Annotated in this window: 25 protein-coding genes; 4 read left to right on the top strand and 21 right to left on the bottom strand. The window is 41.4% G+C overall.

All coding sequences use genetic code 11. From position 1 onward, the window contains the following. Positions 1-63 precede the first annotated feature (63 nt). Positions 64-1797, top strand: a complete 1734-nt coding sequence (spxB, locus tag A5877_RS16330; RefSeq protein ID WP_086317341.1) for a pyruvate oxidase — start codon at positions 64-66, stop codon at positions 1795-1797. 77 nt (positions 1798-1874) lie between these two features. Here the strand turns inward: spxB and A5877_RS17420 are convergent, their stop codons facing one another. Then, positions 1875-2003, bottom strand: a complete 129-nt coding sequence (locus tag A5877_RS17420) for a hypothetical protein (protein WP_005236316.1) — start codon at positions 2001-2003, stop codon at positions 1875-1877. A gap of 411 nt (positions 2004-2414) precedes the next feature. Here A5877_RS17420 and A5877_RS16325 point away from each other — a divergent pair, with 411 nt between their 5' ends. Further along, positions 2415-2960, top strand: coding sequence for an NfeD family protein (locus tag A5877_RS16325; protein WP_016620851.1), 546 nt, complete (start codon positions 2415-2417; stop codon positions 2958-2960). A 25-nt stretch (positions 2961-2985) separates the two neighbouring features. Continuing rightward, positions 2986-4440, top strand: coding sequence for a flotillin family protein (locus A5877_RS16320; protein WP_008381386.1), 1455 nt, complete (start codon positions 2986-2988; stop codon positions 4438-4440). A gap of 78 nt (positions 4441-4518) precedes the next feature. On the opposite strand, the gene A5877_RS16315 is transcribed toward A5877_RS16320, so the two are convergent. The 3 genes from A5877_RS16315 to A5877_RS16305 form a co-directional block, all read right to left on the bottom strand. Continuing rightward, positions 4519-5088: a sugar O-acetyltransferase gene (locus A5877_RS16315; protein ID WP_005236324.1), complete on the bottom strand. Its 570-nt coding sequence runs from the start codon at positions 5086-5088 to the stop codon at positions 4519-4521. Positions 5089-5110: 22 nt separating this feature from the next. Beyond that, complete coding sequence (locus tag A5877_RS16310) at positions 5111-5620, bottom strand: cyclophilin-like fold protein (RefSeq protein WP_008381393.1); 510 nt, start codon at positions 5618-5620, stop codon at positions 5111-5113. Positions 5621-5744: 124 nt separating this feature from the next. Continuing rightward, positions 5745-6716, bottom strand: coding sequence for an alpha/beta hydrolase (locus A5877_RS16305; protein WP_217809923.1), 972 nt, complete (start codon positions 6714-6716; stop codon positions 5745-5747). Positions 6717-7057: 341 nt separating this feature from the next. Between A5877_RS16305 and A5877_RS16300 the strand changes: the two genes are divergently transcribed. Further along, positions 7058-7942, top strand: a complete 885-nt coding sequence (locus tag A5877_RS16300; RefSeq protein WP_086317337.1) for a LysR family transcriptional regulator — start codon at positions 7058-7060, stop codon at positions 7940-7942. Between the two features lie 88 nt (positions 7943-8030). Here A5877_RS16300 and A5877_RS16295 read toward each other — a convergent pair whose 3' ends face one another. The 17 genes from A5877_RS16295 to typA all read right to left on the bottom strand — a co-directional run bounded on the left by A5877_RS16295 (position 8031) and on the right by typA (position 25482). Further along, positions 8031-8444 (bottom strand): VOC family protein, encoded by a 414-nt coding sequence (locus A5877_RS16295; protein WP_008381397.1) that lies wholly within the window; start codon positions 8442-8444, stop codon positions 8031-8033. A 315-nt stretch (positions 8445-8759) separates the two neighbouring features. Then, positions 8760-9218, bottom strand: coding sequence for a DUF3788 family protein (locus tag A5877_RS16290; protein WP_086317335.1), 459 nt, complete (start codon positions 9216-9218; stop codon positions 8760-8762). A gap of 43 nt (positions 9219-9261) precedes the next feature. Beyond that, complete coding sequence (locus A5877_RS16285) at positions 9262-9726, bottom strand: hypothetical protein (protein ID WP_008381399.1); 465 nt, start codon at positions 9724-9726, stop codon at positions 9262-9264. Between the two features lie 231 nt (positions 9727-9957). Next, positions 9958-10089 carry a hypothetical protein gene (locus tag A5877_RS17415; RefSeq protein ID WP_008381400.1) on the bottom strand — a complete coding sequence of 44 codons (132 nt, stop codon included), beginning with the start codon at positions 10087-10089 and terminating at the stop codon, positions 9958-9960. Positions 10090-10260: 171 nt separating this feature from the next. Continuing rightward, positions 10261-10626, bottom strand: coding sequence for a hypothetical protein (locus tag A5877_RS16275; protein WP_086317333.1), 366 nt, complete (start codon positions 10624-10626; stop codon positions 10261-10263). 268 nt (positions 10627-10894) lie between these two features. Then, on the bottom strand, positions 10895-11878 hold the full coding sequence (locus A5877_RS16270; protein WP_008381404.1) for a serine hydrolase: 984 nt from the start codon (positions 11876-11878) through the stop codon (positions 10895-10897). A gap of 140 nt (positions 11879-12018) precedes the next feature. After that, positions 12019-12555 (bottom strand): CDP-alcohol phosphatidyltransferase family protein, encoded by a 537-nt coding sequence (locus A5877_RS16265; protein WP_061054032.1) that lies wholly within the window; start codon positions 12553-12555, stop codon positions 12019-12021. A gap of 143 nt (positions 12556-12698) precedes the next feature. Beyond that, entirely contained in the window at positions 12699-13382 is a 684-nt protein-coding gene (locus A5877_RS16260) for a M23 family metallopeptidase (RefSeq protein WP_086317331.1), read from the bottom strand. A gap of 302 nt (positions 13383-13684) precedes the next feature. Beyond that, a complete protein-coding gene (locus A5877_RS16255; protein WP_086317329.1) occupies positions 13685-15658 on the bottom strand; it encodes an ABC transporter permease in 1974 nt (657 codons plus the stop codon). Positions 15659-15661: 3 nt separating this feature from the next. Further along, positions 15662-16420 (bottom strand): ABC transporter ATP-binding protein, encoded by a 759-nt coding sequence (locus A5877_RS16250; protein ID WP_005236354.1) that lies wholly within the window; start codon positions 16418-16420, stop codon positions 15662-15664. A 93-nt stretch (positions 16421-16513) separates the two neighbouring features. Further along, positions 16514-17497 (bottom strand): sensor histidine kinase, encoded by a 984-nt coding sequence (locus A5877_RS16245; protein WP_086317327.1) that lies wholly within the window; start codon positions 17495-17497, stop codon positions 16514-16516. Then, entirely contained in the window at positions 17490-18182 is a 693-nt protein-coding gene (locus tag A5877_RS16240) for a response regulator transcription factor (protein ID WP_008381414.1), read from the bottom strand. The genes A5877_RS16245 and A5877_RS16240 overlap by 8 nt, the downstream gene beginning before the upstream one ends. Positions 18183-18289: 107 nt before the next feature. Continuing rightward, positions 18290-19120 carry a prenyltransferase gene (locus tag A5877_RS16235; RefSeq protein WP_086317325.1) on the bottom strand — a complete coding sequence of 277 codons (831 nt, stop codon included), beginning with the start codon at positions 19118-19120 and terminating at the stop codon, positions 18290-18292. A gap of 331 nt (positions 19121-19451) precedes the next feature. After that, positions 19452-19880: a VOC family protein gene (locus tag A5877_RS16230; RefSeq protein WP_008381416.1), complete on the bottom strand. Its 429-nt coding sequence runs from the start codon at positions 19878-19880 to the stop codon at positions 19452-19454. A 74-nt stretch (positions 19881-19954) separates the two neighbouring features. Beyond that, the gene (locus A5877_RS16225; protein WP_086317323.1) at positions 19955-21616 is read right to left on the bottom strand and encodes a phosphoenolpyruvate carboxykinase (ATP); all 1662 of its coding nucleotides are present in this window, start codon (positions 21614-21616) and stop codon (positions 19955-19957) included. A 424-nt stretch (positions 21617-22040) separates the two neighbouring features. After that, positions 22041-23408, bottom strand: coding sequence for a 23S rRNA (uracil(1939)-C(5))-methyltransferase RlmD (gene rlmD / locus A5877_RS16220; protein WP_010749606.1), 1368 nt, complete (start codon positions 23406-23408; stop codon positions 22041-22043). Between the two features lie 244 nt (positions 23409-23652). Continuing rightward, on the bottom strand, positions 23653-25482 hold the full coding sequence (gene typA / locus A5877_RS16215; protein WP_005236363.1) for a translational GTPase TypA: 1830 nt from the start codon (positions 25480-25482) through the stop codon (positions 23653-23655). Positions 25483-25595 lie beyond the last annotated feature (113 nt).

Here is a 25595-nt window from a genome sequence, read left to right as displayed (position 1 = left end):
CTTTTTGAGAAACGTTTATACTTAAAAGAGAACGAATGACAACAGAGAAAGCGAGTGAAGAAAATGACAAAAATCAATGCTGGTACAGCAATGATCAAGGTTTTTGAAGCGTGGGGCATCGACCATATCTATGGAATCCCCGGTGGATCTTTCAACTCAACGATGGATGCTTTGTACCATGAACGGCAATCGGTCAAGTATATTCAAGTACGTCATGAAGAAGCAGGTGCGCTGGCAGCAGCGGCTGATGCCAAGCTAACGGGAAAAGTCGGTGCGGTTTTTGGTTCTGCTGGTCCGGGTGCCACCCATTTGATCAATGGCTTATACGATGCTCAAATGGATAATGTGCCCGTCGTTGCCTTGTTAGGACAAGTAGCTTCGAGCTCGATGAACTACAATGATTTTCAAGAAATGAATGAAAATCCGATGTTCGCTGATGTCAGTATCTACAATCGCACGGTCATGTCCCCTGAAAGTTTGCCCCACGTGGTGGACGAAGCCATTAAAGCAGCCTACAAATTTAAAGGAGTCGCTGTGGTAACGATCCCGGTCGATTACGGGTTTGCAGAAATCGACGAACAGGAGATTGCAACCGCAAAAAATCATAAGACAGGTGTTCTCCAGCCTGATGAAGAGGGTTTACAGGCTGCCCTTCCTTATTTTGAACAAGCAAAAAAACCCGTCCTTTATATCGGACAAGGTCTCTTTGGTCATTTTGATGCCATCGATGCTTTTTCTAAGCATTTCTCGATGCCTATCGCAGCTTCTGTCTTAGCCAAAGGCATCGTGCCTGATCTTTATGAAAACTTTCTTGGATTTGCTGGACGGGTTGCGACAAAACCTGCCAATGAAGCTTTGGCAGAAGCCGATCTCATCGTTTTTGTCGGCAGTGACTTCCCTTTTGGCCGCCGCTTTTTCAATCCTGGTGCCAACTTTGTCCAAGTTGATATCGACGCCTCGAAATTTGGTCGTCGTCATCAGACGGATGTCTCCGTTTTAGGAGATGGTGCGACCGCTCTTAGAAAATGGACAGAGATGGCAGCCCCTCGTCCTGCAGATGCTTGGTTAAAAGCCAATCAAGAAAACTGTCGCAATTGGCATGCATGGCGCCATCATTTTTACCATGATTCGCAAGTTCCTTTGCGTCCTGAACCTGTCTATCGAGAAATCAACCGGATTGCAGCTCCTGATGCCCTGTTTGTCACGGATGTCGGTAATGTGACGATCCACAGTATCCGTCATTTAGAAATGACGGGTGAACAGCGTTTTATAACGTCTGGCTGGTTTGCGACAATGGGTAATGGTGTACCTGGTGGGATCGCAGCTCAATTGAGCTATCCGAATCGCCAAGTATTTACCTTTAGTGGGGATGGCGGTTTTGCGATGCAAATGCAAGACATCATCACCCAAGTGAAATATGATTTACCAATCATCAACGTGGTCTTTTCCAATGACTCATTCGGCTTCATCGAAGCGGAGCAAGAAGATACCGAGCAAACCAAGTTCGGTGTCCAACTAGCCGGTGCTGATTTTGGTAAAGTTGGGGAAGCATTAGGTGCGAAAGGCTTCACGGTAACGAAGGAAGATGAATTAGCATCCGTCTTTACACAAGCTAAAGAAATCAACGGACCTGTGGTGATCGATGTCAAGATCGCTAACGAACGACCTCTTCCTGTCGAAGAACTGAAACTTGATCCGAACCGCTTCAGCGCTGAAGAAATCGCAGCGTTTAAAGCAAAATACCAAGTCCATGATCTGCCAGCTTTGAGTGAGTTGTACGTGAATTCTGAGGAATAAAAAAAAAGAGAGAAAGACAGCAACCCTGTCCTTCTCTCTTTTTTTAATCGCTCATTTCGTATTAATAATCCATCGCCTTACTTATTATAAATTTTCGGGCCTTTACGCATGTTTTTCCGATCATTTTTTGGGGATTCCATCTTTTTTGAACGGCCGCCGCCTTGTTTTTTCTTGATTAGTTCTAACATTTTTTCTTTTTGATCCATCGATTCCACCTCTATTTCTTAGCAATACGATCTGTCGGTTGAAAAGAAGTGTTCCTGACTTCTTTTATGTTTGCGAACAACTACTTTATTTCGATTGGGTTAAAAAACAAACGCTGCCTATTGACGTGTCTAGAGTCAGCAGTTCCTTTTGACATTTTTACTACCCTGATTTAATCTACTTTGATTTTGATTGTTTGTCAATGGCTCTTGAAAAAATCATGTGCTTTTGTTGCCTTCTCCCAAATAACAAACCACCATTTATTATATTATTTTATCATTTTATCTAATTAAATCGAATATTTTTATTATTTATTGGTATAATTATAACAGAATCTCTGTTCCTTTCTTTTGCTTCCTTCGTTCTTCTTACGATTGTCTCCTAACTTTCGTCGTTCTCACAAATCACGCTATTTGAAAGGAGGTGGATATGTGCTGCACACTTATGCACCTGAGCAAATTTATTTGTATGTTTTGATTGGCTGTGCTGTTTTAGCCTTTTTGCTGCTTCTGTTTGGGGATATCTTCGATTTCGACGGACCAGTCGATCCGATGTTAATTATTCCATGGTTTGCCTTTACAAGTCTCTTCGGTTACTTAGGAGAAACTTTTCTGTCTGGCTATTCGCTCCTACTTTTCGTCATTAGCGGCTGCCTTGCTACAGGGCTCGTTTTTCTCTTGAATTTTTACGTGCTGATTCCCATGCGAAATGCGGAAGCGACACTGTCAAGTTCTGAGAAAGATTTTGAAGGTCGCATCGCAACGGTGCTGACGCCGATTCCTTGTGAAGGAATGGGCGAAATTCAACTCACAAGTGTCACTGGTTCAAGCAATCGACCAGCTACGGCTTTCCAACCAATCGATGAACCATTAGCAGCTGGATCGAAGGTTTTGATTATTGAAGTCAAAGAACGAGTTTGCTACGTCGTTCCTTACACAAAAAAATTTTTGGATAACTAAACTAAATCACTAAAGAGGTGTATCTATGGATATTCTATTATCACCAATCGTTTTCCCGATCGCCATCGTGGCATTCATTTTATTAATGCTTTTGATCGTCTTTGTCACGAAATATCAAACAGCCAAGCCCGATGAAGCATTGATCATCAGCGGAAGCTATCTAGGTAGCAAAAATGTACACGCCGATGAAAGCAACAACAAAATTAAAATCGTGCGTGGTGGCGGAGCCTTTGTTTTGCCAGTGTTTCAACGATCGAATCGAATCAGTTTGCTCTCCAGCAAGCTGGATGTCTCAACGCCGGAAGTCTACACTGAACAAGGGGTTCCCGTGATGTGTGACGGAACTTCCATTATTAAGATCGGCTCATCCGTGGAAGAAATTGCAACGGCAGCGGAACAATTTCTAGGAAAAACCCGTGAAGAATTAGAAAATGAAGCGCGGGAAGTGCTAGAAGGCCATTTGCGTTCGATCCTTGGTTCGATGACTGTGGAAGAAATTTATCAAAATCGCGACAAATTCAGCCAAAGTGTGCAAGAAGTAGCCTCTGTCGATCTAGCGAAAATGGGCTTGATCATTGTCTCCTTTACGATCAAAGAAGTACGAGACAAAAACGGCTATTTGGATTCTCTTGGAAAGCCTAGAATCGCCCAAGTCAAACGGGATGCTGAAATTGCGGAAGCTGAAGCACTGAAAGAAACCCGCATCAAAAAAGCCCAATCGGAACAAGAATCGCAAACAGCGGAATCAAAACGCATGACCGAAATCGCTGAAGCATTGAAGGAAAAAGAATTGAAGCTGGCGCTTTATAAGAAAGAACAAGACATCGCCAAAGCCGATGCCGATCAAGCCTATCATCTACAAAGTGCCATCATGAAACAAAAAGTCCGAGAACAAGAGATTGAAGTCGAAGTCGTTGAACGACAAAAACAAATCGAATTGGAAGAAAAAGAAATCTTGCGTCGTGAGAAGCAATTTGATTCAGAGATCAAGAAAAAAGCCGATGCGGATCGTTATGCGCTTGAACAAGAAGCGCTAGCCAAAAAAGCATCTGCCTTAGCTACCACTGAAGCCGAGCAATTTCGAACAGAGTCCTTGGCAAAAGCCGAAGCCGATAAGATTCGTTTGATCGGTTTGGCAGAAGCCGAAACCACTTTGGCGAAAGGAACGGCAGAAGCCGAAACGAAAGAAAAAGTCGCTGAAGCCTTCAAGAAATACGATGAAGCAGCCATTCTGAGCATGATCGTCGAGATCCTGCCACAATTAGTCAAAGAAGCAGCCGCACCATTAGGCAATATCGATAAAATTTCAGTCGTTGATACAGGATCAGGTGAAGGTGGCGGTGCCAATCGTGTCACCAATTACGCCACCAATCTCTTATCGACCACACAAGAAACGTTGAAAGAAACCCTCGGTCTTGATGTGAAATCGTTGATTGAAAACTTCGCCGGTTCCACTACGAGCGAGCCGCCTCAAGAATAAGAAAACTGCTGTTAGTCTTCATCGCTTTACAAGCGACAAGGCGAACAGCAGTTTTTTTCTTACTCATTGCTATTATGCTTACTCAGTAACCTCTTTGACATATTTTGCAGGTACACCAGCCACGATCGTGCGCTCAGCGACATCTTTGGTCACCACCGACCCAGCAGCAATGATCGCATGGTCACCGATGGTCACACCGGCAACGATCGTTGCATTTGAGCCAATCCAGACATTCTTCCCAATCGTAATGGGGGCTGGATAAAGCGTGCTACGATCTTCAGGGTGAAGGCCATGATTCAAGGTAGCTAGAACAACGTTATGCCCAATTAGGGTATCATCACCGATCGTGATCCCTCCTTGGTCTTGAAAATGACAACCCGCATTGATAAAGACATCTTTGCCAATGCTGATATTCTTGCCATAATCTGTATAAAAGGGTGGAAACAGCGAAAAAGTCGGCTCAACTGGTTTTCCTGTTAATTGGGCAAAAAGTTCTTGTAACTCATCAGACTCATGGTAGACTGTATTGATTTTCATCGTGATTTTTCTCGCCTTAGCACTCAGAGCTACCATTTGTTTGGAAGCTTGCGAACCGGCAAGTAAGGGTTCGCCACTTGCCATGAGTTTGTTTAATTGATCGATCGTCATGTGTTTTTCTCCTATTCATTTGTTATTCACGAGGATTTCTTAACGAAAAAATAACCTCTACGTCTTCCGCCCCAAGTACTTCTTTTAACCCCGTCGGATCTTCAATGACACCGATACGATTATAACCACCATAAGAATTGGTAAAGGTCTGATAAAACAGCACCAACGTATGACTATTCCAGCTCATGATTTCTCCTTCGTGAATGATCTCCGGCCGTTCTGTAGTCATTTCTGGCAAATTCTCAGAAAAACGATAATATTTCTCGTTGTTGTTCAAATCACTCATTGTCACCGTAAAGGGCATTTGATTCATTAGGTGCTCAGACACCTCATTTTCATAAAACTTCGCTAGAAAATCCTGTTGACCAACCGTAATGACGACAGCTGTTGCTGCTGAAAACTGCTGGACATTCTCTTGGCTAGCTTCCGATGAAGTTTCGTTAGCGGATTGCATATTGGTTCTCTCTGTTTCGCTTGTCCCACAGGCACTTAATAAGAACAGCAAAATAGCGGATATCAATTTTATAAGCATCTCTTCGCTCCTTTCTGGTGATGATTCTATGTAGAAGCGGGCAACTGAATGCGTATTTTCAAAAAAACACGACTGCTCAGCAGAGGCAGAGTGACCGAACAGTCGTGAAGATCGTTGTGGCTATTTAGTTCAAATGTTCTTGGAAGAATTGGGTCATTTGATCAAAAGGAATTACGTCTGTTTGATCATATAGATCAACGTGCGAAGCATTAGGAATGACCGTCAACTCTTTGTTATCGCCTTGTAATTGTTCAAAGGCGTCTTGACTGAAGTAAAGAGAGTGGGCTTCTTCCCCATGTAGTAATAAAACGGCGCTTTGGATCTCATCGATATACGACAAGAGCGGCATATTTAAGAACGACAGCGATGATGTCACGTTCCAACCGTCATTAGAATTTAACGAACGTTCATGATAGCCGCGTTCCGTTTTGTAGTAATCGAAATAATCTTGCATAAAGACCGGTGCATCCTCCGGTAGTGTATCTGGCACTCCACCTGCTCTTTCGTAGCTACCGTTAGCAAAATCGACTGTCCGCTGGGCGTTCAGCTGTTGGCGCAATTCATGACGTCCTTCAGCCCCCATCTCATCAAAATACCCCTGAGCATTGACTCTCGACATGTCATACATCGTGGCGGAAACCGTCGCTCTCACACGGGTATCAATGGCTGCGGCATTCAATGCCATCCCGCCCCAACCGCAAATTCCGATCAAGCCGATTCTTTCTTCATCTACATTTTCTTGGACTGACAAAAAATCGACTGCTGCCTGAAAGTCTTCTGTATTGATATCTGGTGATGACACATAGCGTGGTTCCCCACCGCTTTCGCCTGTGTATGAAGGATCAAAAGCGATCGTAACAAAACCTCGTTCAGCCATCGTTTGGGCATATAGACCAGATGTCTGTTCTTTGACTGCCCCAAAGGGTCCGCTAACCGCGATTGCTGGAAGTGGTCCTTGCGCATCAATTGGTTCATAAAGATCAGCAACTAAAGTGATGCCGTAGCGATTTTCAAAAGTTACTTTTCGGTGATTCACCGTGTCACTTTCTGGGAAAACTTTGTCCCATTCATCTGTAAATGAAACATTTTCTGTCATCGTTTCTCCTCCTGAACTGGCTTGTGTTGCTTCGTTTGCCGCCTCGTTATTGCTGCTGCAAGCACCTAAAATAAGTGGTGCTAGCATCAATAGTGATACAAGTGCCTTTTTTTGCCAATTTTTCATTTCATTCGCCTTCTTTCATGGTCAATCATCCTGTACCTTAGGGCGACATATACAACTCCTTTTCTCTTTTGATCTTTTGTTTGTTACCAGCAACTCATAGATCAAAAGAGTGATTCTCGGATTAAATCTATTGTACTTCGCGGTCTTTTACATGTAAAATATCAATATCAAATACCTAACTATTCATTATACGAATAACAAGAGGAGCATTTTAAATGGAATTAAAAAATCTGACCACCTTTTTAGCAGTTGCAGAAAAAGAGACAATTTCGGCTGCCGCAAAACATCTGCATCTTTCTCAACCTTCCTTGTCCCGACAATTGATGGAGCTAGAAAAAGAATTAGGCGTGACGTTGTTCACCCGAGGCAATCGCAAAATCACACTAACAGAAGACGGACTGTTGTTTCGTAAACGGGCGGAAGAAATCGTAGAATTATTAGAAAAGACCCGCTCAGAATTTTTGTCGCCTCGAGATACGATCGCCGGCAATGTATCGATCGGAGCTGGAGAAACTTATGTGATTCAGTTGCTAGGAGCAATCATCAAAGAAATCCAAGCTGAATACCCCAACATCAAATTTCACTTTTATAGCGGCAACGCCGATGAGGTCAAAGAACGATTGGATAAAGGATTGTTGGATTTTGGTGTCGTAATCAGTCCAGCAGACGTCAAAAAATACCATTCCTTACGCTTGCCTGCCAAAGATACCTGGGGCGTGTTGATGCGAAAAGACAGTCCTCTAGCTCTCAAAGAAGTCATTACCCCAAAAGATCTCTGGGACGTTCCCCTGATTACTTCGCGACAAAGTTTGGTCAGCAGTGAACTTTCTAAATGGTTGAAAAAAGACCTGAAAAAATTGACGGTCGTCGCCACATATAACCTTGTTTACAATGCATCAAAACTGGTAGAAGAAGGTGTCGGCTACGGCTTGACTCTAGATAAATTAGTCAACTTCGCCCCCGATAGCCAATTGTGTTTTAGAGAATTGAGTCCTGCACTGGAATCAAACCTTGACGTTATCTGGAAAAACACCCAAGTTTTTTCAAAAGCTTCTGGACTTTTCTTGGAGCGGATGAAGGAACGCTTTACAGTAGAATGATTTCAAATAAAAAAAGATTTATCTCAAAACAACTATGAGATAAATCTTTCTTTACGTTTTTTTCTGATTCATTTTGAATGTTAACTCTTTAGACACCGCCATCCTCCAAGCTTAGCAAATTTCCTTCTGGATCGCGGAAATAAGCAATATGAAAAGCTTGGTCCCCTTCCCCCAAAACGGTTTTACTTACTTCAAACACTACACCAGCATTGTTCATTCTCGTATAATCTTCTTCAAAATCCGTAGTATGAAATGTTGCCGAAAGCGTATCAGATGAAATCCGATTCTCTGAAATCGGGTAGCCCTCCATTTGATCGATCACGGCATCCACTTGGAACATACCAAAAAAAGGCGCCTCCTCTTTCTTCGATGCAAAGCTTGTATAAGGACCTGACTCATCGCCATAAGTTGGTACCAAGCCGACTTTTTCCGTATAAAATTCATAACACTTCTGATAGTCTCCTTTGACTTGAACGCAAGCTGTGATTCGTTGAATGGTCAATTTGTCTTTTCTCCTTTTCGAATGTGTCTTTCATCTATTTAAAGTAATTAAAGCATATGTTAACCATAATAGCATATTTATCGAATAAAATTTATTGTATTGTGAATTCCCTTCGATAATCTAATCAAAATTAGCGTTGGTTTTCCCAATAGTTACTTATATTAAGAATCAATCAGATGAAATGTAATAAACTTAAAGTCTTCTGATTGACTTTTACTTTTCTAAACCTAAAAATGGGTAAACTATAACAAAGATTCCTTTTTGATAGATGCAATAAAATCAGACTATCCAAGTTAAATAAATCTTACTCTTACTTTATTTATTTTTTTTGAACACGATCAATTCGGTGATATCTTCAAAGAGTGATGGATTAGCGACATCAAAAATCACAGAAAAAAACTTCATTTTCGTGCCATTGGTCGGCGCCTTATGAATCCTTTCTTTTGTGTCATCACTGATTGGTAGAGACAATAACTGTGTTCGGACTTTCTCGCTAAAGTGAAAGGAGACTTTGAAGAAGCCCTCCCACATCGAGAGCCAAAAAATTGGTTTCACTTTATTCGTTCCACGAGTCGTTGTCCATTTGTATTCGCCTTTGGATAACCACGCTTTCCCATCTTGGTAATAGCGCCAATCCATAAGAGAGATTCCCTCGTTTTTAAGCGTTTCGACAAAACGTTGATAAATGGCATATTCCTCTCCCAATGATTCAGCAATCAGCTGCTCTGTTGGTTTCACGTTTTTGTCTCGAAACAATTGCTCTTTGCCTTCCATCCTCCCACTCAACTCCTTGCGCTTTTTTTAGGTTTTTGCTACGTTACAATTTAATTTTGTTGATATCATCAGTGATGACCCAATCGTCCATATTTTTTTCACGATTGTACTGAAATGGCGTTATTTCTTCTAATTCAGCGATTTCATAGACCGCTAGATACTTTTTCCCTGCCCAACGATCGACTTGCTTTTTCGATAGATTCAACTCTTTTTCATAGCGTTCTACAAAATCTATGGATTCTTCTTTCGTCATCTTTTCAGATTCAGTCACATTGGCAATGATGCCCCGATGAGTGATGGTCAAATCGCCGCCGGTCTCCACAAAATAAACAAGATCGTTGATTTTGGCTCTTCCTCCTAAGGGTGATTTTCTGCCAGCTGCCCCCCGAATGATCATTGTTTTGTCGCCATGAATCAGTTTCTCAAGCTCTTTGGCTTCCTTATTTAAATAGACCAAATGTTCTGCCCGCCCAGCTTTTCCTTGATACCATTCTGCTGTTTTTGTCATAAGAAGTTCCTCTTTTCATATGAATTGTTTTTTAGCGTTGTCCATTCCATACTGAATGGTTATTGGAACATTTTTTCAATCGTGTATAGGTGAGAGCTGCAACTGTTTCGATTGATGAATGAATAAAAACATTTGTGCAAAGGCATCTGGGATACCGCATTGGTCAAATGTTTCCGCATCTTCTTTCGTTTCGAACTTGGTGATGTCAGCCCAAATTTCTCAATCTACTAATCATTCAAAAGAAAGGTATCCTCTTTGTTTGAAAATGTATTCACGGTTGAATTGTTCAACGACTGGAACAAATTCTGCTGTTGAAGCACCTTTTATTAATTTGTATAAGTTATGAAATGCAACCTGTCCCATCGTGTGTTCCTCCTTTCCGATTCCCTCAAGAAACAGAGCATTTAAACAACTAATAGTCGTCGATTCAACATTCGAATGACTTTTTAACATCCCGTTGTATTTTTCCCTATAATTTCTAAACAGTTGCAACAAAAAGTCCGTTCATCTGAAGAGCATCCGATACTAAAACGATCACTCAATCACTTCCCCTAAAAGCTTGTCGTGGGGAACGATCAAACATTTCTCGATTGCTTTCCAATAGCTTTCATACAGCCTTTTTTGGGCTTTGCCATAGTTTTCTTCGGTATCAAACTCCCAATAGTGGGCATATTTCACACATTTTATGACTCTTGTCAATGGATCAGGCAGGCGTCCTTCCTTGATGGTGCTCATTTCTTTAATGTAATGGGTTCGTTTCATTAATCGAAAGAACAAAGCCCCCTCCATGGCCTTCATTGCCTCTGTTACTTCCTGCATGATTGCTTCAAAGGTATCGACTTCACTTGGTTTTACTTGATAAATACTGATTTCTGAAAACACTCCGACCGCTCCTTTCACTTGTGATTTTCTTCTCAATTATAGTATACCAAGTTTACGCCGTTGATAGTTTGGTCATTTTATTCATTTCTCATTTATCTTCCGTTTATTATTGATTTGGCCTCCTATATGCGGGATCAAATTGCTAGATTTTAAATTCATAAAAGACTAGCAGCCAAGCTTTATCCGTAGTCACCTGCTTGCCATAGTCATTAAAAGGATCATAAAGCTTTCACCTACAAAAAAAGCAATCAACTTTTGACAGTAGACTGCTTTTTCTTAACGCTCATTATTGCAAAAAGAACGGTTTTAGCTCTGTCTCGATAAAGTCGATTCGATCAAAGACAGTTGGCTTAAAATAAGCCGTAATAGCAATGACGCAATCTGATTCGGGATCAATATAAAGGACATTTCCGCTATTACCGATGGCGGCATAGGTGCTTTTCTCAGTATCCAAAATCCACCACAAATATCCATAACTCATGTTTTGAAATTTCTCTATGTTTGTCTCTAGCGGATTGACCATTTCAGTGAGCCATTGTGAGGAAATCACTTGTTTCCCTTGATGGATGCCTTGGTTCAAGCATAGCTCACCGATTTTGGCTAAATCTTTTGCTGAAAGGCATAGCCCGTAACCTGCCGCCCCAATATTTAAAGGATCGCAAAACCAAACTGGTTTTTTTGGTGCCTTGCTCATTGTAAAGTGCTTATGTTCTTGTGCCGTTTTCGCATAATAATTGGTTATTTCGGCTACACCAAGAGGGCGAAATAAATAATGGTTCGCATAATCAACGGTCGTCATTCCAGAAGCTTTCGCTAACAAACCAGTGAGGATCTGCAGACAAACGGTTTGATAATTGAATTCATTTGTCACTCCTTTTCTTCCTCCCAATAAATCAAGGGAGGCGCTGGTCCAGTCGTCACTCGAACAAACTTTTGTCCATGGATCACCTTTGCATTTATACGGGGCTCGCATCGTTAATAGGTGTTTGATGGTAATATCGTGAATCGTTTTTTCGCCCCGTTTTACGGAATAGTCTGGAAAATAATCGAGTACTTTGTCATTGACACTCCTGATGAGGCCTTGATCTATCGCTATTCCGACTAGTAGAGAAACGATACTTTTCGTAGCGGACATAAGGTGGCAAGTATCGTCTGGCTTATACTCATGCCATTCATCCGAGTAAACTTCCTTTCCATTTTGGTAGGCAGAAATTTGGCAAATATTGGGCTGGTTTTTACTGATACATGCATGCAGTTCTTGTCTGTTCATTTGTGAAGCCTCCCTTCAAAGATAAGCATAGTACCATTAAAAATTGTTTTCAATGTTATTTTTAAAATTGTTTTTGAAAGGACTTTTAAAAGACTACTTCAGAGGAACAAACAAAAAAGGCCCTCAATGATAGAGGTACCTTACATAAAACTTTCGAATATCGATTTTTGATTTCTATCCAGTTTTTTTGCGAGGATCGTTATCAACAATTCTTCTAATGCCGAAATAGTGGCGATGGTCCCCAAAATCAAGACAACAATTCTTTCATGGAATACGATGAGCAGCAATGGAAAAATACATAAAAGAAATCCGACTGCTTTGTTGAGCCATGTATGCAGACTGCTAAAAGACTGAAATTTTACATAGCCAATCAGATAACTGACGAAGCGGATGATAGCGATCACCAAGATCCAAACCATGATCGTTTGGGTTTCCAAAAGCTGCGGTAGAAAAGAAAGAAAAACTGCGAGAAAAAAGCTGACATCTGCGAAACTGTCTAGTAAGGCACCCACCTCACTCGTAAGATTCATCCTTCTTGCAAGCAGCCCATCGACGAGGTCGCTTAAAAAACAATAGGAATAGAGCAGCCAAAACCAGCCAGACATTGGCTGAAGGAATAGTAAAAGTGGTGCGAGAATCAGTCGAGAAGTAGTAATGATATTGGGTAATTGCTTCATTTGTTTCCCCCTGAGATACATTTTCTGAATACCTAAGATTGTTGCAAGTTTTTTAAAGAAGCTCAGAAACGTTTAAATGTTCTTTCTTATAAGCATTTCGGCGATGCCCCCTATTGAAGTTTCACAGCTAGTCCCTAATGCTCCTATAAAAATCGTATCCGTTCTGTACTATCTGGTATCTGATTCCGAACTTTTATCCATCGTCCTGTTCGGTAAACCTCGTATTCTTCAAAGCGACAAGGCAGCCCTTTTGCATGGGCGATATCGTTACTGTCCATCACTTGAAAATGCAAATGAGGTGAAGTCGAATTGCCGGAATGCCCGACATTGCCAATCACCATCCCTTTGGTGATTTTTTGTCCTACGGAAACTTTGATGGATCCTTTTTGCAAATGGACGAATGCCATATATACGCCCTCAGAAGCTTTTATCACAATGTAGTTGCCAGCTATTTGTTGATACTCATCTTTTTGTTCATTAAAAAACAAGCCATTTTTTAAAGCGATCGAAAAATCGACAACCCAATGAACGACTTTGCGTTCCTGATAGCCCTCTCTTACAACAATCACTTCACCATCACAGGGCGCATAGATTTCTTTGCCCCAACAATAACAGTTCTCAAGGGGAACTCCTAAGAAGAAATAGCGCAGAAAGCTTCGGTCGTGAAAAGCTTTTGTTTTCCCCTCAAAATCGACTTGTAAAAAATCAAACGCATAACGTAACCCCATTCGATCGGTGCCATGACTAGGAATCTTCTTGGCTGGTGTAGTCGGCGCAAGCCACTCACCTCTTAAGGGAAATTCAATGGTTATCGGCTGCTCTTTCATAGGACTTTCTCCTTTTTGGATCACATGATCTCTTTTATTTGGAAATGACTATCAGCCTCGCGGCAATCTATACCTGTGCTTTACTCCTTTTCACTATAGGTCACCTAAGCCTTTTTTTCAACTCTAAAAAAGTGGGCTAATAGGAGTAGCTAAAAAAAAACACCTCAATCATATAGTGATTCCAAAAAGTTAGATCAAAAATTCTAACTTCTAGAAGTCGCTTCATGGATGAGGCGTTCTCACATTCTATTTTACTGTAGGTCCTGTCGGTGACGACTCGTTCGACTAACTTTTTTTAACGGCTATTGTTTTCGCTCCACAAGTCGGTAGTAGACTCTTGCAGTGATGAAATACACCATTAAATAGATCATTGTAAACAGCAGAACAGAGATAATCGATACCGTGATCAATAAGTTGCGATCTGTCAGACCAAAAAGAAGCAACAACTTCCGAATCATCGGCAAAGCAAATGCGAGATGGATGATCGCTGCCGCCAATGGAAATGAGAAAATCATCAAGACTTGCTGCTGGATCACTTGTTTGACTTCCTTATGGCTTAACCCAACTTTTTGCAAGATCTCGAAGCGTTCTTTGTCCTCCATCCCTTCGGAAACTTGTTTATAATAAATGATCAATGCGGCAGCTAAAATAAAGACCACACCAAAAATCAAGCCTAAGAAGAAGAAGCCGCCGGTAAAGGTTTTGGTCTCACCTTCAAAAAGATCTTTTGACTGAACGCTCGCATGAGCATCTGCTGCCAGAAGTTCGCTGCGAATCTCTTTTGCGATCGCTTCGCGATCGCTTGCTTCTGCTGCTTGAAAATTAAAGACTGTTGTTGTCATTGGTTGCTGGTAAAGTTGAAAATCTTCTTTTTGATACCAAGAGCTTAGCTTTTCAGTAAGCCACTGATCATCCGCCACAAGAACAAGATGCTGAACCGGGTTTTCTGTTTTCGTGAATGTTGGCAGTTCCTTCAATTCCCGCAAACGAAATTGACGATCATCGATCGTGGTCTTTTCTGGTAATGCTTGTTGGGTCCAAGTTGCGGGAAAAACAAATAATTCATCTTCAGCAGGTCCTGTTTTCCCGCTGATTTCATGGTATTCAGACCTGGTAAGAAAAGTAAGGTACACGGCTTTATCTAAACTATCACTATTTTCTTCAAAAGTGGTTGAAGGAACAAAGTTTAGGCCCTCAAAGGTAAAAAGCAATGGTCTTGTTGTAGTGACTTGCTGGCGCTCTTTGATCGTTAGCTTCTCTTCAAGTCCATCAATCACTGTGTTGATTTGCTGGGAATCAGCCGCTGACTCAATTTGAACATCGTATGGAAAACGAGTTTCGATCACATTCTTTTGTCCAAAGTAAAGACTGGCGGTCGTAGCAACTGTCACTAAAACCATCGTTGATAAAATACAAATACTTGCTAAACCAGCCGCATTTTGCTTCATCCGATACAGCATGGTAGAGATATTGATAAAATGGGTCGTTTGATAATAATAGGTCGTTCGTTTTCTTAAAAACTGCAATGCTTTGATACTACCAGCAATAAACAACAGATAGGTAGCCAAGATTACGAGGATGACAGCGACAAAGAACAGGCCTAAGGCACTGATGGGAGACTTGATCGTCACAGAGATCGTATAGCCCGCCACTAAACAAAGGACACCTAATAGTGCTAAAATGCCTTTCGCGCGAGGCTCTTTTTCATTACGCTTGCTTCCCTGTAGTAATTGAAGTGGATTGGTTTTGCGTACTTGCAACAGGTCAAATAAAAATAGACAACCAAACACGCACATAAAATAGAGGATCACAAATCCAATGCTCTCAAATGAAAGTTTAAAAACAAAGAATTCACCTACGGCTAAGATTTTCTTCAGAATCAAAAATCCTAATCGTGCAAACAATAAGCCACTGATCAACCCGGCCGCAAGACTAATAAGAAAACTGTAAAAGAGTTCCCAAAAGACCACGAAGGCTATCTCGCGTTTTCCTAGTCCCAAAACATTGTAGAGACCAAATTCTTTTTTTCGCTGCTTGATCAAAAAGTTATTGGTGTAAAAGGAAAAGATCGCCGCAAAGATCATCAGGATGATATTTCCTAAATGAAACATGAAAATGGCGCTTTGACTACTAGGAAGTTCCTTCATCCCCGGATTGTTCACGATGATTTGCGTCATCATCAAAACAGCTACCAAGAAACTCATGGATACTAAAAAGGGTGTGTAGGCTTTGGCATTTTTACGTAAATTGGAGAAGGCGATTTTTTGAAAGAACATTCGTTACTCCTCCTTCGCAAAAACAGCAGTCATTGTTTCGGCGATTGCTTCTAGAAAAGCGGTATCACTCCGTTCTCCTCGATACAACTGGTGAAATACATACCCGTCTTTGATAAACAAGACGCGTTGTGCGCGACTGGCTGCGATCGAACTGTGGGTGACCATCACGATCGTCTGTCCGTTTTGATTGATCTGCTGAAATAATGTCAGTAGTTGATCAGAGGTTTTCGAATCCAGCGCTCCGGTTGGCTCATCTGCTAATAGCAGTTCTGGTTTTGTGATGATCGCTCGTGCGACGGCAACACGTTGCTTTTGTCCGCCAGACAATTCATACGGGTAATGCTGCAATAAATCGGCGATCCCTAAAGTTTGTACAATAGGCTGAAGCTGCAATTCCATTTGTTTGACGGAAACTTTCGATAAAACTAATGGCAATAAAATATTGTCCTTTACCGTAAAAGTGTCCAATAAATTAAAGTCTTGAAAGACAAAGCCTAAGTGATCCCGTCGAAAACTTGCTGCATCTTTTTCTTTGATGGTGGTCAAATCGATGCCATTCAGCTGCATCTCACCCGCTGTCGGTTGGTCTAACGTCGCCATCAAGTTCAGTAGCGTACTCTTCCCCGAACCTGATTCCCCCATGATGGCTACATATTCCCCTTCTTCTACCTTAAAGGTTATATTCTTCAACGCTTCGACGGGTTGCCCATTCAGCTGGCTTTGATAGATTTTTTTTACTTGTTGAATGTTTAAAAGTGTCATCTTGTTCCCTCCTTCCTTTTTAGAATAAGCTGACTGGCAGAAAAAAGCGACTTACAATAAAAACCGCAAACTTACAGTGTTGAAAGTTTGCGGCTATCGGTTATTTGTGGTGGGAAAATGAAGTGTGACGATGGTTCCCTGTCCCACTTCAGAATCAATCGCTAAACGGCAGCCGATTTTTTCAGCCGCTTGTTGACTCATATATAAGCCTAGCCCGCTCGCTCGTTGCTGAAAGCGACCATTTTGTCCCGTATATCCTTTCTCAAACACCCTTGGCAAGTCTTCCTTACGAATACCAATGCCGCTATCTTGAATCACTAAGGCATTGTCTTTAGTGAAAACATTAATGCCACCGGTTTCAGTATACTTCAAGCTGTTGAAAAGAACCTGTTCAAAAATAAAAATGAGCCACTTTCGATCAGATGTCACCGTCAAATCCACTGCCATATCCAGTTGCAGATTCTTTTTCGAGAAAAACAAGGCATACTTTTTGATTGTTTGACGAACAAGGGGCTCTAAAGCAATCGACTCAAAGACAAAATCATCATTCGCTAAATTTTGTCGCAAATAATTCAACATCATTTGCAAGTAATCGTTCACCTTAAATAATTCCGCTTTGACCTCCGTCGGTGACAGGGTATCGCTTTGAACCAAAAGATCCAACGCCGCTAGAGGCGTTTTGATTTGATGAAGCCACAAGCCGAAATCTTCATAAATTTCTTCATTTTTCACGGTCGCTTTGTATTCAGACAGAGTTTTTTCTTTTGCCATCTGCCTAAGAAGCGTTTGATACTCGTCTTCTAGCCGATTTCGAGTGGTCGGCAAGAACGCCAACGCCGCTTCCGTCATACGTTCTTTTCTTAATAAATGCTGTAGCTGCTTTCTTTTTTGTGCGTAACGAAAATAATGAAAAAGGGAAAGACCTCCTAAAATCACCCCTGAAAAAACCGCATAGTCAATGAAGGGTTCTAATGGAAGGCTGTGAAGAAAGAATAACCCTAGTAGACCCGCACTAAATAGCAGGTAAACGAGATAAAACTTTCCATACAACACGAAATATTCTTTCACATTAGTCATAGGCGTGTTCCTTTTCTATCAAATAGCCTTTATTCTTTACCGTTTGGATCAAATCGGATAGTTCGATCTGGCTCAATTTTTTTCGCAAACGAGTCATATTGACTGCTAATGTATTGTTATCGATGAACTCTTCACTATTCCAGAGCATTTCAATGATGGTCTCTTTGGCTACGATCTTCCCTCGATGCTGCAAAAGCAAGGAAAGAATCCGAGCTTCATTTGGAGAAAGCGGCAACTGTTCCCCCTGATTTTTTAATATATTTTCTGTTGGATAAAAGGTTACTTGCCCTATGTCAAAGGTCAGCGCTTGTTGGTGGCTATACTGATAGCTGCGCCGCAGCAACGCTTGGATTTTTGCCAAAACGAAGGCTAAATCAAAGGGTTTTGTTAAATAATCATCCGCCCCCATGTTCATCGCCATGATTTGATTCATCTGCTGATCCATCGACGAAAGAAAAATGATCGGTACTTCTGACGCCTTGCGAATTTCTTGGCACCAATGATACCCATTGTAATAAGGCAAGGAGATATCTAAAAGAACGAGATCAGGTTTGATGTCGTGAAACTCTTGCAAGAGTTCAGCAAAATTCTTGGCCGAATGGCATTCGTATCCCCACTGCTGCAAATAATCGGCTAAAACAGAGACGATCGTCGCATCATCTTCAACCAGATAGATTTTTTGCATGTCTTTCTCCCCTCTGTTGATTATTCGGTCGGTTCTTTAGAGACAGTGTACCAGAAAAGAAAAAGAATCGTCTAGATGGAGGAACATTCCAAAGGACTGTTTTTTCCTTAATCTTCTGCTAAGTGAGCAAGGATTTCTTGGTACCGTCGGGTGGCGAAGGAACTAATTTGTCCTTTTTTACAAAAATTCAGTTTCCCCAGTTTTGGTACAACCCGTTCTACAATAACATTGCCATTTTTAACTTTCGATTCAAACTGCTGCAAAGCCTCCAGAAACCGTGCGTCTTTTCTGGCAGAAGGATAAAAAGACAAGACATACAGATAATAAAAAAGATTGTACCCTCTAAAGGGGTATTCTGTCTGCATAAACAATGTGCCCATTCCGTAATGACAGGGACTGATTGGCTGACGAATCTCCCAATGAGCAAGCAAGCATTCGATTGCTTGATTAAGTGTTTCCATCTGTTCACGATCATGAGTATATCGAAAGGCATCAAGGACCGTTAACGTCGTCATCGGGGTTGAATAGCGGGTCTCCGGGCCGCGACCAAAACTGTATTTATTGCACTTCCAGCCGCCATCTGTTTCCTGAGTAGCAAGAAAATAGTGAAAGGTCTGTTGTAGCCGCGGGTCCCTTGCGTAACCAAGAGCACACAGCGTTCGCAAAGCCAGCGCTGTATGACAGGGATAAATCCCCCCTGATGGCGAAATTTTAAATCTGCCATCTTCTCTCCATCCTTGAAAGATCAATGCAGCGGTCTCTTTTAATAAGTTCTCCTCAGGCGACATACCAAGTTCAAGCAAATAATGAGGACACTCTAAGGTTGTAAAGGGTGCTCCTTTCAGTAATTTATGGTCTGGCGTCGACCATAAATCGGCGCCATGATCATATTGACGGGAAATGATCGCTTCGATATCTTGCTGAACCGTCTGATCCATATTGTTCCTCCTCCATTTCTTAAGTGCCCTGCAATCAACGCAACAATCCTTATTGACCCACAATGCTACAGCTTCTAGAAAGATAAAATCGACGTTTTTCAACACATGAGTTAGATTTTTGTATTCGAATTGTCCAAATAAATTTTAGGAACCAACGAGTTTTCCAGGATGGACGTACTTAAAACAAGAGTGTTCAGATTTTCCTGATGACAGGTTCTAAAAAAGTTTCTCTCTAAACTCGCCTGATTATGCTAGCCCCTTAATGAAAGATCACCTTAATAAGAACGCGCTCACGCAATAATTTAATGCCACACTCTTCTAGTTAAAGGAATCAGGCATAATGAAATAGTTCAAAACGAATGCCTTCTGGGCTTTCAAAGAATAAGGCATAGTAGTTAGGAGCGATGCGCTCTTTGTACTCCATTGGTCGATCGTGAAGGATCTTTACCCCTAAGGCTTTTATTTTGGGAAAGATCGCATCTACTACTTCGCGGCTTTCCGCCTTAAACGCCATGTGCTGAACCGAGCCAGGTTTTCTTGAATCGATTTTCTCCTTCTTCCATTCTTTTCGTGGGGAACAAATACCGAAATCAAATGAATCCCCTATATATTCTACTACTTCCATATCGGCATGTTCTAAATACCCAGAATATTTCTTCTGAAGGTCGAAACCTAATAGTGCAAATAATTGATCATAAAAACCTTCTGCTTTTTTTACATCATTGACTGTGATTTGGATATGGTGAAACTGAATGTTCATAATCGCTCCTTTCTGGCTAACAAAATAAGTGTTTCAGGAAGAAAAGCCGCTTGCGGAAGTTTGATTCAATGGGATTAGCCAGGAAGCTCATTTAATGTAGAAATCACATTTCCCATTGCCTTTGCTACCTCTTTAGGCAACTTATTATAGCCATCATTTTCTGTTTCTTGAGCCAAAATAAAGTCCAGCCGTCCTTGCATCCGCTCTCTTAAATGAGCAACATAGGAGGCATCTTGAAAATCGACTTCGAACCCTGTTACTGGCAAGTAACTCATTTCTGTGATTTCACCAAACCTCTTAAAATTGGCCTCGCCTTTCACAATTTTTTCAATCGATGTCAGCGTGACTTCAGGTGTGACCTTCTTGTCTTTGTAAAAGCCTGTATTTAGAATATAACAAGCCGTTTGGTTTTCTTTGAATAAGTTCATGAAATGGGCAAAATCTTCTTTTAAAGGATAGACTCTAAATGGATTGGCATAAGGCTCGATGACCAGTTTATCTATATCCGTGGTCTCGACAACATGTTCAGCTGTCGTGCGCTTCGTAGCTAAGGTCAAACCAAAAACAGCGGCTAAAATCGGATCGTCAATTTTTACTACAGGAGGTAGCGTGTCATCTTTCATGATCCAAAATACTGCATCGATCGGCGAATCTAAATGATCCACCCGGTTAGGTGTGACATACCGTGACTTGACGGTTCGACCATTCCCGTTACGAATATCTTGGGTCACAAGCACCTTCTTTCCTTCCTCGTCTAAAGTAACCCCAACATTTTGACAGGTGATAAAGTAGCGGACATTTGGGTTGGTTAATGGATAATCCTGCGTTTTATCAAAATAAGAAGGCTCCAGAGCAGTGGACGCACCGTTTGTTTGATTGATCACAAACGCATCGTCATGCAGAACCTTGATATCATATTTGCCATCATGTTCTGCCAATGTAATGGTCGATTTTCCTGATCCTGAAAGACCAAAAGCAGCCATCGTAAATGTTCGATTCGGTAGCTGATATTGCTTCATTCCTCCATGACACGCCACAAAGCCATTGCGATGCGCGGTAGCCCAAGCCAAAGTTAATGTCGCTTTTTTCAATTCACCAAAATAGTTTAAGCCTAAGACTGCCGCAACATTGTGTTCAGGATCAAAGAGAGATAGCCCATAGGGAAAATCAGGATGTGTCCAGTCCGGATCAGCGTACAAGAATATATCTGTCTCTGGATAGTTCTTGGAGTGTTGATACCTTTCCTGCCATGATTTCGTCAGCATTTGAAAATTCAACAAATAAGAATAAAAATTGGTTTCATAGTACTCTGGTAGCAACAGGTGTGCTTTGACCATAAACGCTTCGTCTAACCCTACAACAACTTCACCGCCATAGAATTTTTTACGTGTCCCTTGAAATAAAGCATCTCTTAAAATCCCTTCATACAATTTTCGATCAATCCCGGGATGTCCGATGATGCGTCGAGCTGCCGCTGTCCGTCCAACAACTTTTCCGTCATTAAACACGATGACTTTAGCATCCTCTGGTAGTCCTAACTCCTTGGTGTGTGTGACCCGCATATCCGTAAGAATAGCACCAGAAGATTCTTTTGCTAAGCAATAGGCCGTGGCTAGATCATGAATCCAAGTGACATTGTTCCCATAAAAAGCTGACTCTATCAACACTTTAAAACTCGACAAATGCGTATTCTGCGGTGTAATCTCTTTGTGTGAAAATGCACGAATCGTTGCCATGTGTAATCCCTCCTAACAAAAATTTTCTATTCACTACGTTTATTATAATACTTTCTAATCACCACACGCCATATTTTTATACACATTAACTATAAATTGCCGACAAACCATTTTGTTAAAGGATTTGGCTGTCTGCATATTTGTAGCTTCACTGCTTTTTGCATTGATTTTGTCCCCGCTCATCATTAGTGAGAAAGAACAAAAAAACTGGAACAAAAAAGAATGTCTTTCTGTTCCAGTTTCTGGTTTTATATTTCATCCATTCTAAACGTCACAATCGACGTAACTAGATAGACAGATGGGTTTTAGTTGCTTATTTCTCAATTGACTTGCTTTCTCTAGTAACTTTGCTATCGTAAGATTTTATGACATTTACCATAAAAAGAATTCAAAATCAAAATTGCTGAAAAAAACTTGTTGTTTCTTAACCACGTTCTAACAACACGACACACTCCACATGGGTCGTTTGTGGGAACAAATCTACAGGTTGAACTTCTTTTGTCACATACCCTTCTTCCGCAAACAACGCGAGATCACGAGCCAAGGTTGCTGGATTGCAGGAAATGTAAACGATGCGCTCTGGTTTAACCGCAGCAGTCGTTTCGATAAAGCTAGCATCTAAACCTTTGCGAGGTGGATCAACGAAGACGACTGTCGGTTGAATGCCTTCGCGTAGCCATTGCGGCATGATTTTTTCGGCTTTACCGATAAAGTAATGCACGTTTTCGACACCATTTCTTTTGGCATTGGCTTTGGCATCGTTCACTGCTTCAGGAATGACTTCCATCCCTAACACTTCTTTCACGCGATCAGCCAAACTAATCCCGATCGTTCCGATTCCTGCATAAGCATCCACAACGACATCATTTTCAGACAGTTGCGCCATCTCGAAGGCGGTTTGATACAAGACTTCTGTTTGCGCTGTGTTGACTTGGTAGAAAGATTTCGCTGAGATTTGGAAGGTTTTACCTAATAATTGATCATCGATCGATGACTTGCCATACAACACACGCTCGAATTCCCCCATGATCACATTGGTTTTTTCTTCATTGATGTTTTGAATGACAGAAACAACTTCTGGAATCTCTTCGTGGATCACTTCCGCGATTTCTTCTCCTTTGAAGAATTTCGGTTTACGTGTCACTAATACGACCATCATTTCACCTGAGTGATGCCCACGACGAACGACAATGTGGCGTAAGAACCCTTCATGGGCTTCTTCATTGTAGGCTTTGACATTGAACCGCTGCAAAATATCTCTGACTTTGATGATTGCTTGATCGATGTTTGGATCTTGAATATAAAAGTCTTCGATCGGTACCAGAGTATGGCTGTTTTTGCGGTAAAATCCAGTCGTTAATTCCCCATGGATTTTTTGCACAGGGATTTGCGCTTTGTTGCGGTAACCAAATGGTTTTTCCATTCCGATTGGCGCATTGACTGTGATTTCAGGCAATTTGGCGATTTTAGCCAAAACATTCTCTACTTGCTGCTGTTTGAAGGCTAATTGTTTGTCATAGCTCAAATGACTCAATGGAGCGATCCCGGTGCGCAACAATGCTTCATTCGGCAATTCTTGCCGATCAGGACTTGCTTGCAACAATTTCATCACTTTGGCAAAACCAAATTTGTTGCCGACTTTCAACACTTTGACTAAGGCACGTTCATTTGGCAGGGTGTTTTCAATAAATAATAAGTACCCATCGACTTTGGCGATCCCATTTCCTTCATGGGAAAGATCCAAAATATCAACTTCAAGTTCCTGATTCTTTTTAACAGGATAATTTTTCATAGATTTCTCCTTTGTGCTTGCTTTCTTCATTTTAAAAAGGAATGGCCGAAATTGCAAGCGGTGCTTATTCTAACGGTTCAACTTGACTTCGAGCAAAAAAGAACCGAAGGAGGGAAATCGGCTGATTGCTTTTTCTGGGTCCTGCGGCGAAGAGCCGCTGCAACACAGGAGCAATCCCTTTTCCATCCTTCGGAAAATCGAACAGATCAGAAGTGTTTAAAACTTTTGATCACTGTTTTAGTTATCAGTTATTTTTCTTTTTCTGTGATTTTTCCCGTTCGCTCTTGTTCAAGATTTGTTTTCTTAAACGAATGCTTTCTGGTGTTACTTCACAGTATTCATCATCATTCAAGAATTCCAGTGATTCTTCCAAAGAAAGAATACGAGGTTTCTTGATAACTGAGGTTTGGTCTTTGTTTGCTGAACGGACGTTGGTCATTTGTTTTGCTTTCGTGATATTGACCGTTAAGTCTTTGTCACGAGAGTTTTCACCAATGATCATTCCTTCGTACACTTCGGTACCTGGTTCAACGAAGACCGTTCCACGTTCTTCAATACTCATGATCGAGTAAGTCGTTGCTTTTCCTGTATCGATCGATACAAGTGCACCTTGATGACGGCCACCAATTTGTCCTTGGATCATTGGCAAATATTGATCGAAGGTGTGGTGCATGATGCCGTAGCCGCGAGTCATTGATAGGAATTCTGTCGTGTAACCGATTAAGCCACGAGCTGGTGCCAAGAAAATGATCCGTACTTGTCCATTCCCTGTATTGATCATATCTTGCATTTCTGCTTTACGCATTCCCAATGATTCGATTACTGATCCCATGTATTCTTCTGGGGTATCGATTTGCACCCGTTCAAATGGTTCGCATTTCACGCCATCGATTTCGCGTTCGATAACTTCTGGACGAGAAACTTGCAATTCAAAGCCTTCACGACGCATATTTTCGATCAAAATTGACAAATGAAGTTCGCCACGTCCAGAAACGATCCATGAATCAGGTCCGATTGGATCCACACGCAATGAAACGTCTGTTTGCAATTGCGCCATTAAGCGTTCTTCAATTTTACGAGCGGTTACGAATTTTCCTTCGCGACCCGCAAATGGTGAATTGTTCACGATAAAGGTCATTTGCAAAGTTGGTTCATCAATGTGTAAAACAGGTAATGAATCTTGATGATCGATTGGTGTAACAGTTTCACCAACGAAGATATCTTCCATCCCAGAAACGGCAATCAAATCACCGGCTTTGGCTTCTTGGATTTCTAAACGTTTCAAACCGAAGAAACCGAAAAGTTTCGTCACACGGAATTTTTTAACTTCTCCGTTTAATTTCATCAATGCAACTTGGTCGCCGACTTTGATTGATCCGCGGAAGACACGGCCAATACCGATACGTCCAACGTAGTCATTGTAATCAAGCAATGATACTTGGAATTGCAATGGTTCGTCGCTGTTGTCGATTGGCGCTGGAATATGTTCGATGATCGTATCAAACAATGGTGCCATCGTTTTTTGTTGATCAGCAGGATCATCTGATTCACTTGAAGTTCCGTTAATCGCAGAAGCGTAGATCACTGGGAAGTCCAATTGGTCATCGTCGGCACCTAATTCGATAAATAGTTCTAAGACTTCATCGACAACATGCTCAGGACGAGCAGATGGTTTGTCGATTTTGTTGACAACTACGATTGGCACTAAGTGTTGTTCCAACGCTTTTTTCAATACGAAACGTGTTTGAGGCATCGTTCCTTCATAAGCATCAACAACCAAAACAACACCATCGACCATTTTCATGATCCGCTCTACTTCACCACCAAAGTCCGCGTGTCCTGGGGTATCCATGATATTGATTTTTGTACCGTTGTATTCAACCGCTGTATTTTTCGCTAAGATCGTGATGCCACGTTCTTTTTCGATCGCATTTGAATCCATCGCCCGTTCTTGTAATTGGGTATGGCTATCTAACGTTTGGGATTGTTTCAATAATTCATCAACTAATGTAGTTTTTCCGTGGTCAACGTGGGCAATAATAGCGACGTTGCGGATATCATTTCTAATATTCAATTTATAAACTCCTTTTTTGGTGACATTGCACTCGACAAGCCATTATACCAGAATTTCTTTCTGAAATATAGTGCAAAGTTTTCATTTTTACAGAAAAAGCAGACATCTTAGCG

It is taken from the genome of Enterococcus sp. 3C7_DIV0644, from assembly GCF_002141235.1.
GTDB lineage: Bacteria > Bacillota > Bacilli > Lactobacillales > Enterococcaceae > Enterococcus_D > Enterococcus_D entomosocium.
The sequence above is the reverse complement of the archived record's forward strand: the minus strand, read 5'-3'. Positions and strand labels throughout refer to the sequence as shown.

Coding starts and splice junctions, on each gene's coding strand:
- spxB (WP_086317341.1), top strand. CDS start 64: ATGACAAAAATCAATGCTGGTACAGCAATGATCAAGGTTTTTGAAGCG.
- A5877_RS17420 (WP_005236316.1), bottom strand. CDS start 2,003: ATGGATCAAAAAGAAAAAATGTTAGAACTAATCAAGAAAAAACAAGGC.
- A5877_RS16320 (WP_008381386.1), top strand. CDS start 2,986: ATGGATATTCTATTATCACCAATCGTTTTCCCGATCGCCATCGTGGCA.
- A5877_RS16315 (WP_005236324.1), bottom strand. CDS start 5,088: ATGACGATCGATCAATTAAACAAACTCATGGCAAGTGGCGAACCCTTA.
- A5877_RS16310 (WP_008381393.1), bottom strand. CDS start 5,620: ATGCTTATAAAATTGATATCCGCTATTTTGCTGTTCTTATTAAGTGCC.
- A5877_RS16305 (WP_217809923.1), bottom strand. CDS start 6,716: ATGACAGAAAATGTTTCATTTACAGATGAATGGGACAAAGTTTTCCCA.
- A5877_RS16300 (WP_086317337.1), top strand. CDS start 7,058: ATGGAATTAAAAAATCTGACCACCTTTTTAGCAGTTGCAGAAAAAGAG.
- A5877_RS16290 (WP_086317335.1), bottom strand. CDS start 9,218: ATGGAAGGCAAAGAGCAATTGTTTCGAGACAAAAACGTGAAACCAACA.
- A5877_RS16285 (WP_008381399.1), bottom strand. CDS start 9,726: ATGACAAAAACAGCAGAATGGTATCAAGGAAAAGCTGGGCGGGCAGAA.
- A5877_RS17415 (WP_008381400.1), bottom strand. CDS start 10,089: ATGGGACAGGTTGCATTTCATAACTTATACAAATTAATAAAAGGTGCT.
- A5877_RS16270 (WP_008381404.1), bottom strand. CDS start 11,878: ATGAACAGACAAGAACTGCATGCATGTATCAGTAAAAACCAGCCCAAT.
- A5877_RS16265 (WP_061054032.1), bottom strand. CDS start 12,555: ATGAAGCAATTACCCAATATCATTACTACTTCTCGACTGATTCTCGCA.
- A5877_RS16260 (WP_086317331.1), bottom strand. CDS start 13,382: ATGAAAGAGCAGCCGATAACCATTGAATTTCCCTTAAGAGGTGAGTGG.
- A5877_RS16255 (WP_086317329.1), bottom strand. CDS start 15,658: ATGTTCTTTCAAAAAATCGCCTTCTCCAATTTACGTAAAAATGCCAAA.
- A5877_RS16250 (WP_005236354.1), bottom strand. CDS start 16,420: ATGACACTTTTAAACATTCAACAAGTAAAAAAAATCTATCAAAGCCAG.
- A5877_RS16245 (WP_086317327.1), bottom strand. CDS start 17,497: ATGACTAATGTGAAAGAATATTTCGTGTTGTATGGAAAGTTTTATCTC.
- A5877_RS16240 (WP_008381414.1), bottom strand. CDS start 18,182: ATGCAAAAAATCTATCTGGTTGAAGATGATGCGACGATCGTCTCTGTT.
- A5877_RS16235 (WP_086317325.1), bottom strand. CDS start 19,120: ATGGATCAGACGGTTCAGCAAGATATCGAAGCGATCATTTCCCGTCAA.
- A5877_RS16230 (WP_008381416.1), bottom strand. CDS start 19,880: ATGAACATTCAGTTTCACCATATCCAAATCACAGTCAATGATGTAAAA.
- A5877_RS16225 (WP_086317323.1), bottom strand. CDS start 21,616: ATGGCAACGATTCGTGCATTTTCACACAAAGAGATTACACCGCAGAAT.
- rlmD (WP_010749606.1), bottom strand. CDS start 23,408: ATGAAAAATTATCCTGTTAAAAAGAATCAGGAACTTGAAGTTGATATT.